Annotated in this window: 10 protein-coding genes; 7 read left to right on the top strand and 3 right to left on the bottom strand. The window is 55.4% G+C overall.

Features of this window, described 5'->3' with window-relative positions:
* Position 1 precedes the first annotated feature (1 nt).
* The 7 genes from CJZ86_RS10185 to CJZ86_RS10175 all read left to right on the top strand — a co-directional run bounded on the left by CJZ86_RS10185 (position 2) and on the right by CJZ86_RS10175 (position 10,034).
* Positions 2-1,342, top strand: coding sequence for a GmrSD restriction endonuclease domain-containing protein (locus CJZ86_RS10185; RefSeq protein ID WP_198960114.1), 1,341 nt, complete (start codon positions 2-4; stop codon positions 1,340-1,342).
* Between the two features lie 109 nt (positions 1,343-1,451).
* Positions 1,452-2,324, top strand: a complete 873-nt coding sequence (locus CJZ86_RS16770; protein ID WP_143594128.1) for a hypothetical protein — start codon at positions 1,452-1,454, stop codon at positions 2,322-2,324.
* A gap of 99 nt (positions 2,325-2,423) precedes the next feature.
* Entirely contained in the window at positions 2,424-3,254 is an 831-nt protein-coding gene (locus CJZ86_RS16765; RefSeq protein ID WP_143594127.1) for a hypothetical protein, read from the top strand.
* 109 nt (positions 3,255-3,363) lie between these two features.
* Positions 3,364-3,876: a superinfection exclusion B family protein gene (locus CJZ86_RS17635; RefSeq protein ID WP_094585840.1), complete on the top strand. Its 513-nt coding sequence runs from the start codon at positions 3,364-3,366 to the stop codon at positions 3,874-3,876.
* A gap of 163 nt (positions 3,877-4,039) precedes the next feature.
* The gene (locus CJZ86_RS16760) at positions 4,040-5,185 is read left to right on the top strand and encodes a hypothetical protein (RefSeq protein WP_143594126.1); all 1,146 of its coding nucleotides are present in this window, start codon (positions 4,040-4,042) and stop codon (positions 5,183-5,185) included.
* Positions 5,186-6,590: 1,405 nt separating this feature from the next.
* Complete coding sequence (locus CJZ86_RS16750; RefSeq protein ID WP_143594124.1) at positions 6,591-8,180, top strand: hypothetical protein; 1,590 nt, start codon at positions 6,591-6,593, stop codon at positions 8,178-8,180.
* 768 nt (positions 8,181-8,948) lie between these two features.
* Positions 8,949-10,034: a M14 family metallopeptidase gene (locus tag CJZ86_RS10175; RefSeq protein ID WP_094585839.1), complete on the top strand. Its 1,086-nt coding sequence runs from the start codon at positions 8,949-8,951 to the stop codon at positions 10,032-10,034.
* A gap of 130 nt (positions 10,035-10,164) precedes the next feature.
* Here the strand turns inward: CJZ86_RS10175 and CJZ86_RS10170 are convergent, their stop codons facing one another.
* The 3 genes from CJZ86_RS10170 to CJZ86_RS10160 form a co-directional block, all read right to left on the bottom strand.
* Complete coding sequence (locus CJZ86_RS10170) at positions 10,165-10,929, bottom strand: DUF3598 family protein (RefSeq protein ID WP_094585838.1); 765 nt, start codon at positions 10,927-10,929, stop codon at positions 10,165-10,167.
* A gap of 186 nt (positions 10,930-11,115) precedes the next feature.
* Complete coding sequence (locus CJZ86_RS10165; RefSeq protein WP_094585837.1) at positions 11,116-12,279, bottom strand: LLM class flavin-dependent oxidoreductase; 1,164 nt, start codon at positions 12,277-12,279, stop codon at positions 11,116-11,118.
* A complete protein-coding gene (locus CJZ86_RS10160; RefSeq protein WP_158219546.1) occupies positions 12,276-13,055 on the bottom strand; it encodes an alpha/beta fold hydrolase in 780 nt (259 codons plus the stop codon). The genes CJZ86_RS10165 and CJZ86_RS10160 overlap by 4 nt, the downstream gene beginning before the upstream one ends.
* Positions 13,056-13,059: the final 4 nt, after the last annotated feature.

Here is a 13,059-nt window from a genome sequence, read left to right as displayed (position 1 = left end):
GATGGACGACTCAGAAACAATCCAGCCAGATGGAGTCACCACGGATGAAGTCATCGACTCTTCTGACGAAGGAGATCTGACGCTAGAGGGGACAAAGCCAACCATCAAGCTTGATAAGAATGATCGGAGCCTATCCGAGTTCCATCGTTGGTATACCAAAGGCAGAATCATTGTAGACCCTGAGTGGCAACGGAAATATGTATGGGATCGCAAGAGAGCCTCAAGGCTTGTTGAATCATTTTTAATTGACCTACCTGTACCAGTCATTTATTTGGCGGTCAACGACGATGGCAAGTACGAAGTGATTGATGGACTCCAGCGCCTTACATCCATATTTGACTACTTCGAGAATCGATATGCATTAACTGGCTTGGAGATCAGGAAGGAACTGGTAGGGAAGCAATTTTCAGAGCTTGATACCGAGCTTCAGTCAAAACTTGAGGATGCGACCCTCAGAACTTTTGAGCTCAGCCAGACAGCTCCAAAAGATTTGATGTTTATCATCTTTGAGCGCCTCAACACTGGAGGCATGGCGCTCAACGATATGGAGATTCGTAATTGTCTCTATCGAGGTGGTCTTAATGACTTGATTAAGGAGCTTTGCCAGCTCGAAGAGTTTAAGAACTCAGCGGGGCAGAGCGGTCTTGATAAGAGGATGGCAGATCGTACTCTGATTCTCCGCTATTTAGCGTTCTATCAGATGACCTACACAAAAGCGAAGAAGGGATTAAAGGCATTTTTCAACGAGTTTTTTACTACCTATCGGAATCCCACAGCAGAAAAGACGAAGGAGTTTAGAGGGGCGTTTAAGCATGCGATGCGTGCTTGTCTGACGGTGTTTGGGAATAAGGCCTTTCGCCTTCGGCGCGTCTACGAAAAAGGCGGTGGAGAGTGGGCTTCTCGCATTAATGCCTCTATCTTCCAAGTTATATCAGTGTCGTTTAACGACTACGATATTGGCATAATCACTAGATCGGCGGACAGCATTTATGAGGCCTACATCGACTTGATCGAAACCGATGAAAGATGGGTCGCGTCGGTCACGGCGGCCACAGGTGACTATTCTCGTATAGAGTATGCGTTTGAAACTTGGCAAGCCCGACTCAAAGATGCGGTGTCTGGCGAAAGGGCAAATGATGCAGTTCGTCTCTTTAGCCGAAGCTTGAAAGAAGAGATGTTTGAAGCCGATAATTCGTGTTCGATATGCGGCCAAAAGATTGTTATGCTAAATGATGCCGCGCTTGACCACAATCTTCAATACTGGAAGGGCGGTGAGACGGTTCCTGTGAATGCTCGCTTGGCTCACCGTACGTGTAACTGGAAGCGTGGCAAAGGGGTCTAACCAGCCCCTTGAGTGGACAGGCCCCCGCCGACTATCTGCAGTGCCACCCCTGGCTTCTTGCCTGCCACTCAGGGGCAGCGTTAGACCTACAACAAAGCAGGAGCATCCAATGGCAGAAACAGGCGAAGCATCGATCGAAGGCTTGGTTGGGGACAAGCTATATCAACAGCGTGCTAGAGCAGCTCTGCCAATCCTTGTAAGGCAAGCCAAGGCAAGTCAGACAATCGAGTATGGCGCGTTATCCAGAGAGCTGGGAATGCCCAATCCGCGGAATCTGAATTACGTCCTTGGAGCGATTGGGAACTCAATGCTAGAGCTAGGACAGGAATGGGGCATTAAGGTCCCTCCAATTCAGGCTCTTGTCGTCAACAAAGGGAGCGGCCTCCCAGGTGAGGGAATCTCGTGGTTTGCGCCAGATGCTTCAGAATTCAAGAAGGCCAGTCGAATTAATAAGGAGCTGATTGTCAATGGAATGCTCGCAGAGGTGTTTACGTTTGCTAGGTGGAACGATGTGTTAGCCCGCTATGGATTGAAGCCAGTAACAGCAGCAGAACTGATTCCTGTCGACCCAAGTCAGATCACTCAAATGCGCGATCAAGGGGAAGGTGAACAGCATTTGGCCTTGAAACTAGCAATCTCATTAAATCCATCCCTTGTTGGAATAGAGCCATCTTTAGGCCTCGGAGATACCGAAGTAGACCTCTACTCTGGTGATCGAGTTGATGTTCACTTCGCTTCCTTAAGCTATCGAATTGCCGTCGAGGTCAAGCCTGTGAACGCTCCTCAATACGATGTCGTCAGAGGACTCTTTCAATGTATAAAGTATTTGGCAGTCATTGAAGCAGAAGAGAAGGCAGAGCAGTCAATAAGGGATTGCAGAGTTATCTTGGCATTGGGGGGAGACATGCCAGGCGAGCTTCGGCCACTACAGGCCACCCTCGGCATTCATGTAATTGATCGCCTTGGGTTGGGTGAGGTCTAACATAGCGATTCACCTGAGCCGCCACCCATGGAGTGCGGGAGGAATCTTCACTTTCTGCGGCCAGGTGATCGCAAGTGTTAGATCGACACCAAAAGACTCATGAACCAAGCAGAACTTGATCAGATTGCGCAAGAGACAAAGGAAAGGATGGCGCATTTTGTAACACAGTATGTTACGCCTATATCGCGATCTGATAGCCCTGATTACGGGTGGGCTGGAGGAACTGGCTCGTACACGTGGCTAGGGGATTCACTAGGTGCATATCTTTTGACGAATGATCACGTTGTTAACAATTCAGAAGCGCGCCTTATTTGTCATTTGCCCAGGCAGAATCAAGAATATGTAGTTGTTGAGAAGCCATTTCATTCGTGGCCTGAGCCAATCGACTTTGCATGTGCGCCCATCAACCTAGAGATTCTTTCAGATGAAAAAGTTTGTCTCTGCCTAGATATGTTCGACGACAGATATCATCCGATAAATCATGAGCTTCTCTTCTTCCTGGGATTTCCAGGAACTACTCTATCAAGATGGGATCCGGCAAATGAGAATAGAACCCTTTACTCTTGGGGAAATGAACTTGAAGTGCCGGGTTATCCATTTCTAACTCAAGCCGTAGCTGAATCTCTTGATATGGTGCCGAGCAGATACAATCACGAATTCCACGAACTGATTCACTTTCCTGGCGAGGCAAAGCGTGAGGCAAATGGTGAGATGATTGAAGTATGCAGTCCTCGTGGCCTCAGCGGGAGTCTACTCTGGGATACAAAACGTATAGCTTGTTATGCAAATGGTGTTGAGTGGCAACCTGAGTATGCACGGGTCTGTGGCATGATTTGGTTGGCTGGGGAGGAGTCTCCAGTTCTTGTGGCAACTCGGATTGAGCACATCCTTGGGAAGATTCAGACGCTATTTCCGCGCCCTGCGATCTAACATTGCCACACACCAGACCCGCAATGCAGATGATCTTTACTCCATTGATGAGGCTCGCGGGCTGGCGATGGCAAGCGTTAGACGTCACTCAACCATCTAGGCAGTATCAATGATCGACGTGGAAAAGTTGCTATCGGTGCTTAAGGCCGCACCGTACGTGTTCTTGGGACTCGCGATCGCATCTGGCACGGCCTTGTTTGCTCCACCAGCCTTTCAGAGCGCCCTAGGCATCGTCTCTTTGCTCTCCACACATCGAGTGTGGGTTGGCGGAACGTTTCTCGTGAGCATGTCAATATTCGTGAGTGCCGTTGGCGCCCGCGCTACTAAGTTGGTGAGCCCGGTCTTGCTCGATCAATGGAACGTGCGCCAGCACAGGAAGAAGCTTAAGGTTTTGAGCCCGCCAGAGCAGAAGGTGCTCGCGGCATACTTGAACGCGAACACTACGACTCTCCCTCAACCGTACAGCAACGGTGTGGTTGGGGGTCTAGTTGCAAAGAAAATCCTGTACTGGGCATCGAACATCGGCCATCCTGGCACAACAGCATTTGACTGCAATTTGCAGCCGTGGGCATGGCAGGAACTCCGAAAGCACCCAGAGCATGTTGGCTTGCCACGAAAGTAGACTGCACGTGAACTCCAACAAAGCGTTGCAGTCTGACCACCGCGCTATTATGGGCGCGCTTCGCGCTCTCTTGTTTGATGCGGCTGCAGCTGAACGCAAGCGTTGGGCGGCCTTGTAGGGCTTTATCTGCAAGCCAAAGATTATCTAGATATGACACTCAAGTATGCCAAACACGCCGATCCTTGACCTGCTCTTTGCAGATTTTCCACAGCAGTTGCAGAAGCTGCATACCGAGATCAAATATCCGACTGTGTTTGAATCTGCAGAGTTACTCCTGTCCGCGGCCGAAACCTTAGGTGTCCTTGGAACGGAGAAATTGGCGCAACCAATAAGCGGATCCAAGTTTATTTCATTGCTCTCCGAGCTCCGTATTGCAAACATTTTTTCTCGCCTAGGATGTTCAGTCAGGATGCTTCCCGACGAAGAATTCGGTCGTAACGGAACCTACACCCCAGACCTACTTGCTGCCACAAACTTCGGCGAGATTCTCATTGAAGTAGCGTCCGGGTCGCCGGGAGGTGTCGATATGTCGAGCCTAATTCAGGAAGGACTAACAGAGAATAATCTATGCTTTCGGACTACTGTCTATCTTGCAGATGACCTGAGTATTCCAGGGGTCACAGCTGAGGAGCGGAACAAAGCAGAAGAACAGGCAAGAACGATTGCAAGCAAATTCATTGAGCACTTGAAGGATCTCAGTCCGTTGGACAGGGGATCAATCCTAATCGATGGAACTCGGTTTGAGTACGAACCCTCGCCTACTCAACAGGGCTACCATTCGGGAGGCGTAACAGCTTTTCACTGCGTCCGGACTGAGAAACACAAATTGAAGCTTCTGCGTGAGCTGGAGCATAAAGCCAGCAAACAGCGGAAACTTCCTCCTGAAAAGCAGGCGATCCCGTTTATCGTAGCCTATGACAATAGAGAACCAGAGCTTGACCCACTCACTGCTCATTCGGCTTTGACTGGTTCTCGTTGCTGCTACTTGGCTCCTCCTGAGATGCAAACTAAGTATTATGCCGAGAAACGTGCTTCCTACCCGGAAGACTTGCTTGCTGCACTTTCAGGTCCTTGGAGGCGGCTCATGGATGATTGGGACTATGGGCCTAACTCTCGGTGCTATAAGCAGGATTTCGGCGCTCTATTCGAAAAAGAATGGGCTCAATACCTAAGCGGCGTCCTGCTCATGCATGTCCCAGAAATCATTCAGTGGCTGCCTAATCCGTATGCGGCTCAACATCTTCGGACGCCTCAGCTTTTGGAAATTCAGCTGCCTACGACTCCGAATCATAGAGGAACTCTTCAATGAATGCATTGGGACTTAGATCGATATTCATAGCAGCTTCCGTTCCGCCTATAACTGTCCATACGCTTATCGTGCCGTCCAACATCAAGATCCAGCGGTCGGGCATAGAACTTTTGGATTATTCCCATGTAATCCGGCCAACCATTGATCTTGAGCGTTAGGCGCTTTGTAGCGCTTCTTGTGCTTTACACAGATTCAACAGCCCTGATTCACATCAGCCCCAGGCAAATCGTAAATGCCGCAGCCTGATTCCAATTTCCAGACAAGTATTGTGATCGCGTGCGAGGGGCCCGAGGAGGGGTGCTTCGTGATAGTCCTGCAGGTGTTCGAAGGTCACGCAACGGCGCAAAGCTAGATCATGTAATTGCTGATGCGAAGTATTGGGCCGAACACTTCTATAGCGACAAATCCCAAGATACTCGCTTTACCTTGCTGCAGAACCCGTCTCGCTCCGAAGTTGTTGCTGCAATCACTGAGTCTGTGGGCTGCTTACATCACAATAAAAGTGCGTCTCGGTGGGGCGGTGGACAAATCAATCTTGTATTTGCTGGACATGGAACGAAGGCAGGGGAAGTAGTGCTAAGCGATGCATGTCTATCGGCAGAGAAGATCGCTAATGTAATTGCAGAACATACTTGGCGAGCAGAACAACGAAGTCTTCGGCTATCCGTTGTGCTTGACTGCTGTTTCTCTGGGAAAACCCTGGCCGAGCTTCTCCTCCATCCGTCCCATGGAGTGCACTTTCTCCTTGTTGATAGCTTCGCTGCTGCACTGCACGAAGAATACGCATGGGAACTGGATACTTTAAGGCATGGAGCACTCATATTTACGATGCGCAATCGTGGTAATTCCCATGTCGACCAAAAGCGATTGGCGCGGGCTGTCGAGAAGGGGGATGATGAATTCATATGGCTCGCCCTTCAGGCATTAGCGCCTAATCCAGTTACATATCTTACCGAGGGAGTTCAGCATTCAATCGCCCTAATCAATGGACATGCATTAGAGGTAAAATGGTGTGGCACCGTTGAGACTATAAGACAACCCACAATGGATCAACTGCTTGAAGCAATTGAGAATACGAGGGATTATCCAGGCCTCGACAGGCTAATTGTGCTCTAGGCAGAATACAACTAGATTTAGATCTGTCCTGCCCTCAGGCCTAACATCAGGATACAGAAGACGGGAGCTTAGGCTGGTTTCTAGGCTGAGGCTCTTGCCGGCTTGTGATCTTGAGCGTTATGCGCCCCACTGAGACCGGCACCAACCTTGTTAGGCTGATTTGCCGAATTAAGTGGGCGGTTTAATGTACTGATGGTTGCTTTGCGCGAGAGGGTATGGTTTGGTAGTATGTCGCAAGTTAGAGTGATCTAGTGTGGCACGAGATTGTGAATTCCTAGACAGCCCTGAGGTGGCCGACCTTGAGGTTTTGCTTGAGGAGGCGACACGTTCTTCCCAGGCAAGCATCAAACGCTTCATTGAACCAGCCGCAGGCACTCTTACTCGTGCGACGTCCAGAACACATCATCTCGTCTTCGGTCGGCGTGGGTCCGGGAAATCGAGCCTGCTTCGCAAAGCTGCGCAAGATCTAACCGTGGACAGGCGGCCAATAGCTTTCGTGGACCTTGAGTCATTTAAGGGCCACGAATATCCAGACGTGTTAATCAGCGTTCTGGTTGAAACCTTTAATCGTTTTGCTGATTGGCTCGAAACTGCGGCGATTGCACCCGCGAGCAAGACATCTTTTTGGGCACGATTGTTTGGCAGTAAACCCAAGCGATCTCCATTTAACCGGCAACAGGCTCAGAGCCTTTCGGAAGATCTCCGTGACCAGCTAGTTGTGCTTAGAGATCTATTGTTTTCTGAGGACGATGCCGAAATCGAGGCAAGCGTTGGAACAAAGGCTCAAGAAAGCCAGTCTGACTTATTGAAAATTGGCCTTGAGGCATCCCCGGTTGCCTTTAGTCATGAGGATGGTGGTACAACTTCAGCTGAACGCACAGAGCAACTCACCGCTCGTTTCACACACAAGAAGATACAGCATTTACACCGCCACATCCCCGACTATCAGGCTCTATTCCGAAGAATGGCAACGCTTTCTGACGGCGATGCGTTTCTCTTCCTTGATGACTTGTATCACATTCCTCGACGGTATCAAGCTCAAGTACTTGACTACTTTCATCGCATCTCAAAAGGAAATAGCTTGTGGCTCAAGGTTGGGACAATAAGACACCGAACACAATGGTATGTTCATGGTGATCCGCCGATTGGAATGAAGATTGGGGACGATATTGGCGAGATTGACCTTGACTTAACGTTAGAGAAGTATAAGGTCACTAGCGCCTTTCTAGAAAAGATCCTTCTCTCTTTTCTGGATGAAAGTGGCATCCGCAAGAGTGACTTTCTCACTCGGTACGCACTCGATAGGCTAGTGCTTGCTAGCGGGGGAGTGGCACGCGACTTCATCGGACTCCTTCGGCGCTCGATCTTAATTGCCCGTGAGCGTGGTGTGACCTCTCGCGGCGAAAAGGTTGGAGCAGAGGATATAAACGCAGCGGCCGGCGAATACGATTCATCGAAGAGAGAAGAACTGACACGCGATACTCTCGATGAACGTCAGGAGCTCGAGGAGGAGTTCGCGAAGATTGGCCTGTTTGTCAACGATTTATCTAGAGCTAATGTCTTTCTGGTTGACAAGGGCCTTCCGGAAAGTGAGTTGGCACCAATCGAGGAATTAGTGGATCTTAGGCTTGTCCATCGCGTGAGAAGTCGTGTTACCGTCGCCGACAGACCTGGAAAAACGTTTGAAGCGTTTATGCTTGATGTAAGTCAATATACGGCTTCCAGAAAGAAGCGAGAACTTGAGATTATTGAGTTCTGGCGCGACAATGCCACAGATTCAATAAGGCGAGCAGGGCTGATATACAAGGAGTCGAGTAGCTCTACTTTAAATCCCAAAAAGCATAGCGTGAAGACAGGTAGGCAAAGAAGACGCGCCTAGCATCACCATTCAGTCGACCCGCCTTATTGATAATCATCTATGCAGAAGTGCTGATTGCGGGTGATGATGAACTCGGGTTGTCGGATGTCATTAACTGTGGAGCGTGATTACGACCCGCTAGTGCGGCGCTCTCATCGGGAGCTGCTGATGCTCCACGAGCTGCACAAGCTCTACTGCCAGCGGCTTGGGGTTGTGCCAGGCATGTCACTATCTGTGATGCACTGGCGGTGCTCAGTCACCCACGTCGGAATCATCCAGCGCATACACGGCGCAATGATGAACGACATCGATGATGCAGGCCACTACACAACGGGGCAGGACAGCAACTTTTTTCGGCTGGGAGGACTCGCTGAAGAACACGGCGCGGCAGCTCGCTTCAAAGTTCCTCGACCGCTTCCCCGCCATCGCCAAACTGGGCCAAGGTACAGACTGGGGGTATGCCGGCTGGTACGTCCAGATGCTCGGTTTGGCCGAACGTGGGGTACTACCTGTCGCCTATGCCGACTGGTGCGGCGAGCCAGACCCAGGATGGCTGCCGACTACAGACGGCTTGAATAGCGGGCTTCCTATGCCGCCCCGCGTGGAGGGCATCCCAGGCGCCGGACCAGGCATATCAGAGGACGGCGGTGCTCGAACGACCAGCCGCAGGATGTGATGGCGATCATCAGTGCGCTTGACAAGATCTTCACCAGCGACGCCGACATCCAGGCGGTGACCCGCCACGACGACCACCCCTTCTGATCGCCCCCGGCCCCGCACCCCTCCCCCATGGCCACCAGCGACTTCTTCCACCCCGATTACCGCTCGGCCCGTGAGGCGTTCCTGGCCGCCGCCGTTGGCGCCGGCGCCCGGCTCAGCAGCCATGTCCTGCCCGATCACCACGGCCCGGCCGGTGAGCCGCTCGCCATCGATGCGGCGGCCCTGGGTCCTGCCGAGCCCGAGTCCCTGCTGCTGCTGATCTCCGGTACCCACGGCGTGGAGGGCCTGGCCGGATCCGGTTGCCAGGTGAGCGTTCTGCTGGATGAACTCCACGGCGCCCTGCCGGCCGGCGGCGGGGCGCTGCTGATCCATGCCCTCAACCCCCATGGCTTCGCTTGGCTGCGCCGCGGCAACGAACACAACATCGATCTCAACCGCAACGGCCTCGACTTCCGCGGCCCCCTGCCCGACAACCCGGCCTACGACGCCCTCCACGACGCCCTGCTGCCCGGCGACTGGGACGGGCCCGAGCGGCAACGGGCCGACACCCTGCTGGAGGCCTTCATCACTGGGCACGGGATGGCCGCCTACCAGGCGGCGCTGCAGCGCGGCCAGTACACCCATCCCACCGGCCTCTTCTACGGCGGCAGCCGCCCCAGCTGGTCGCTGTCCACCCTGGAGACGATCCTCACCGAGCACCTGGGCCCGGCCTGCCGCCGCCTGGCGGTGATCGACCTGCACACCGGCCTGGGCCCCTGGGGCTACGGGGAGCTGATCGGCAGCGGCAGCACAGGCGTCGACTGGGAGCGGCTGCAACGCTGGTATGGCCCGGAGCTCACCCGGCCCGGCCAGGGCCCCTCCAGCTCATCGGTGGTGTCGGGGTCGTTGCCGGTGTTTCTGCGCCGCATGCTCCCTGCGCTGGAGCTCAGCTATCTGGCACTGGAATTCGGCACCCGGCCGATCGATCAGGTGCTGGCCGCCCTGCGCGCCGATGCCTGGCTGCACGCCGTGCCCGATCGCCCCACCCCCCACCGCGAAGCGATCCGCCGCCAGGTCCGCGATGCCTTCCTGATCGACAGCCCCGCCTGGCGGGCCGCTGTGTACGGGCGCTGCGCCGATGTGGTGCTGCGGGCTTGTCGGGGATTGGGGGGTTGAGCGAAGCCCTTGATGCCCTGTCATCCAACCCTGCGTACCTTTTTCAGGCGCAATAAAAATGTGCCCGCTTCTCTGGCAGATGTTGGATGGGTTGCCGCCGCAGTGAGGCCGTTGCCGGCGTGCCGGCCCCTCAGACGCGCTCCAGCACCTCGTGGCTGGCGGAGACCCAGGCGCCGGTGGCGTCGTAGCGGCGGATGAGGCGCTCCATCCGGCCCGGGGCCGGCAGCCAGCCGCCCACCAGCTCGAAGGCGGCCCGGTGGCTCACCTGCTCCGGCAGATGCACGAAGCCGCCATCGGGCAGCAGCTGCAGCGCCTCCAGCTCCGCGGGCCCCAGCTCCAGCTGCACGTCGCTGGTGTCGGACTCGTGCCAGTCGGCGCTGATCGTGGCTGACTGGCCCTGCCAGTGGCCCAGCAGCTGCTCGGCGTTGGCGGGCGCGGCCTCGGCGGCGTCGCTGCCGGCACGGAACTCGCGGATCAGCACCAGCTGATCGAAGCGGCCGTCGGGGCTGTACAGCTGCACGATCCGGTGGCGCCGGTCGGCCGCGATGAAGCCGAACTCACCGCCGAAGACCGTGTTCGGCGCCACCTGCAGCGACCCCTTGTTGAACGCCCCGGAATCGAAGAACACCACCTGGCGCCCGAGGGTCCGGTAGTCCTGCTCCATGGCGCGGCTGGGCTCGCCCGCCCCCGGCGCCGGTCCGCCGCCCGTGGCGATCGCCGTGCCGGCTGGCCAGCGCTGCAGGCTGAAGCGCACCAGGTGGTCGTCGTCATCGCCCGCCGCCAGCGTCAGCACCGACGGATGGCTCTCCAGCACCTCGCCGCCGGCGCTGATCGTGGTGAAGCTGCCCCGCCACTCCCCCAGGTTGCGCAGAAAGTTCTGCCATTGGCTGGCCATGGGGAAGGGCGGCAAAGGGGCGATGGTAGGCAGCCCGCCGTGGCCGGCGAGCCTGGGTGCCGGGGTGGGGAGCAAGCGGGGAAACGGCCGGCCTTCCAGTGCCCTTCTTCTGCAACGAAGACTGGGCCTGTGCGTCTATTCCGATGTGGTGCTGCGGGCCTGCCGGGGGTTGGCTGCCATCGGCCCCTAGGGGCAGCTGCCTGCCGTTACTTTGGCTCGAAAATGGGGCATCACCTCTTCGGCAAACAGCTCCAGATTTCGCTTCGTCTGCGCATGCGGCAGGCTGCCGAATTGCATGATGGCGCAGAGATGGCCGATGCCCAGCCGTTGCTCAAACTCCGCCAGACGCTGACGGACGGTTTCGGGTGACCCCACGAGGAACATGCCGAGCTTGTCGACAGCCTCCAGGGAATGGTTAGCCATCAGCGTTTCGCGGCTGGTGATCAGGAGCGTTTTGAGGGAGGACACCGATGTGTAGCCCGGTGGCAGCAACATCTCGTTGGTCATGCGCAGAAACTTGTTGAAGAACGCCTCGATGTGGGGCTTGGCTTCTCTTCGGGCGATTGCATCGGTTTCTGCCACATAAATGGGCAGGGCCATGCCCAGCTGGTCGGAGCTCGCGGTATAGCCGTACGCCTCGGCACAGTTCCGGTAGGTGTCCATGAGGCCGCAGGCCACATCGACGTTGCTATAGACATTCAGATAGACATACTTCCGTTTGGGATCGGACGCCCAGCGAATCGTTTCCAGGCTGCCTCCGGAGGGAATCCAGACGTCCGGATGGGGTTGTTGGAAAGGACGCGGCCACAGATTCACATAGTTGTAACTGTAATGCTTGCCTTCGAACGGAAACGGACCCTCTTCCGTCCAGGCCCGGATGATCAGATCGTGCGCTTCATGGAAACGCTCCAGGGAATAGGTGGGATTGACGCCGGTGGCGTGATACTCCACGCCAATCCCTCGGACGAATCCGGCAATGAAACGCCCCCCGGTGATGTTGTCGAGCATGGCGTATTCTTCCGCCACGCTGAGGGGATTGGACAGCAGGGGCAACGCACGCCCCAGGATGCAGATCTTGCCTCGCTTCACGCTTCTGGAGAGCGCCCCCGCCATCACGGCCGGTGTGGGCATCAGGCCATAGGCCGACTGGTGATGCTCGTTGACGCACACGCCATCAAAACCGAGTTCATCGGCTAGTTCCAGCTCATCGAGATAGCGGTTATAGAGCTGATGGCCAATCTGGGGATCGTAATAGCTGTTGGGGAGCACCAGGCTTGCCGAGATGTGCTTCTCGACGTAATCCAGGTCGAGAGCGCCATAGGGCATCAAATGAAAGGAATAGAACTTCATGCGGATGCCTTGGCAGTGAATGCGTCCAGATGCTCGAGGTAGCGATCGGTGGCGTCCAGCATCGGGAAATGGCCGCAGTCCCTGTAGAGATGGAGCTGGGCGTTGGGGATCATGGCGTGGTAGCCGTGGGCATAGGCCACGGGGAAGAGCCTGTCGTTCTCACCCCATTGAATCATGGTTGGCATCGTCAGCCGATGCAACCACTTGCGTAGATGGGGATTGTGAAAGCGAGGATGCCAGGCCAATCGCGCCGACATCTGTCTGGCTTTCAGCATCAGTTCGATGTCACGCTCGCTCGATTGCTTCGCCCGCATGGTTTCCCTGGCCTGCGGATCAACGATCAGCTGGCCGATGGTGTCGTCCGGGTTCCACAGGAAGGCATCCCCCATCGGGCAGCCGTCAACCCGGATGCCGGCTGCGGCACACAAGCTCAGGCTCTTGAAACGTTGCGGCTGCATCACGGCAATTTCCGCTGCCAGCCAGCCGCCCAGGCAGTGGCCGGAAAGGTGGCAGCTCTCGATCTGCAACGCATCAAGCACATCGAGGTAAAAGAGGGCCAGATCGGCCATGCCGTCGATCCATTCCCCTGACCCCGATGCGCCAAAGCCGGGATGGTCGGGCAGGATCACATCGTGGTGCTCCGTCAGCCTGGACAGCACGCTTTCCCATGACGCTCGCCCATCCATGCCGTGCAAGAGCAGGAGGGGTTCACCTTTGCCGCCACGCTGATAGGCGACTTGGCAGCCTCGAATGTCGATGCGATGTTCCGTGACCATGGGG

The sequence above is a fragment of the Synechococcus sp. BO 8801 genome (assembly GCF_002252675.1).
Taxonomy (GTDB): Bacteria; Cyanobacteriota; Cyanobacteriia; order PCC-6307; family Cyanobiaceae; genus Cyanobium.
This window is presented reverse-complemented; position numbering and strand designations above follow the sequence as displayed.

Bases quoted from the DNA above. Each gene is read 5' to 3' on its own strand.
- CJZ86_RS10185 (WP_198960114.1), top strand. From the start codon at position 2: ATGGACGACTCAGAAACAATCCAGCCAGATGGAGTCACCACGGATGAA.
- CJZ86_RS16770 (WP_143594128.1), top strand. From the start codon at position 1,452: ATGGCAGAAACAGGCGAAGCATCGATCGAAGGCTTGGTTGGGGACAAG.
- CJZ86_RS16765 (WP_143594127.1), top strand. From the start codon at position 2,424: ATGAACCAAGCAGAACTTGATCAGATTGCGCAAGAGACAAAGGAAAGG.
- CJZ86_RS17635 (WP_094585840.1), top strand. From the start codon at position 3,364: ATGATCGACGTGGAAAAGTTGCTATCGGTGCTTAAGGCCGCACCGTAC.
- CJZ86_RS16760 (WP_143594126.1), top strand. From the start codon at position 4,040: ATGCCAAACACGCCGATCCTTGACCTGCTCTTTGCAGATTTTCCACAG.
- CJZ86_RS10175 (WP_094585839.1), top strand. From the start codon at position 8,949: ATGGCCACCAGCGACTTCTTCCACCCCGATTACCGCTCGGCCCGTGAG.
- CJZ86_RS10170 (WP_094585838.1), bottom strand. From the start codon at position 10,929: ATGGCCAGCCAATGGCAGAACTTTCTGCGCAACCTGGGGGAGTGGCGG.
- CJZ86_RS10165 (WP_094585837.1), bottom strand. From the start codon at position 12,279: ATGAAGTTCTATTCCTTTCATTTGATGCCCTATGGCGCTCTCGACCTG.
- CJZ86_RS10160 (WP_158219546.1), bottom strand. From the start codon at position 13,055: ATGGTCACGGAACATCGCATCGACATTCGAGGCTGCCAAGTCGCCTAT.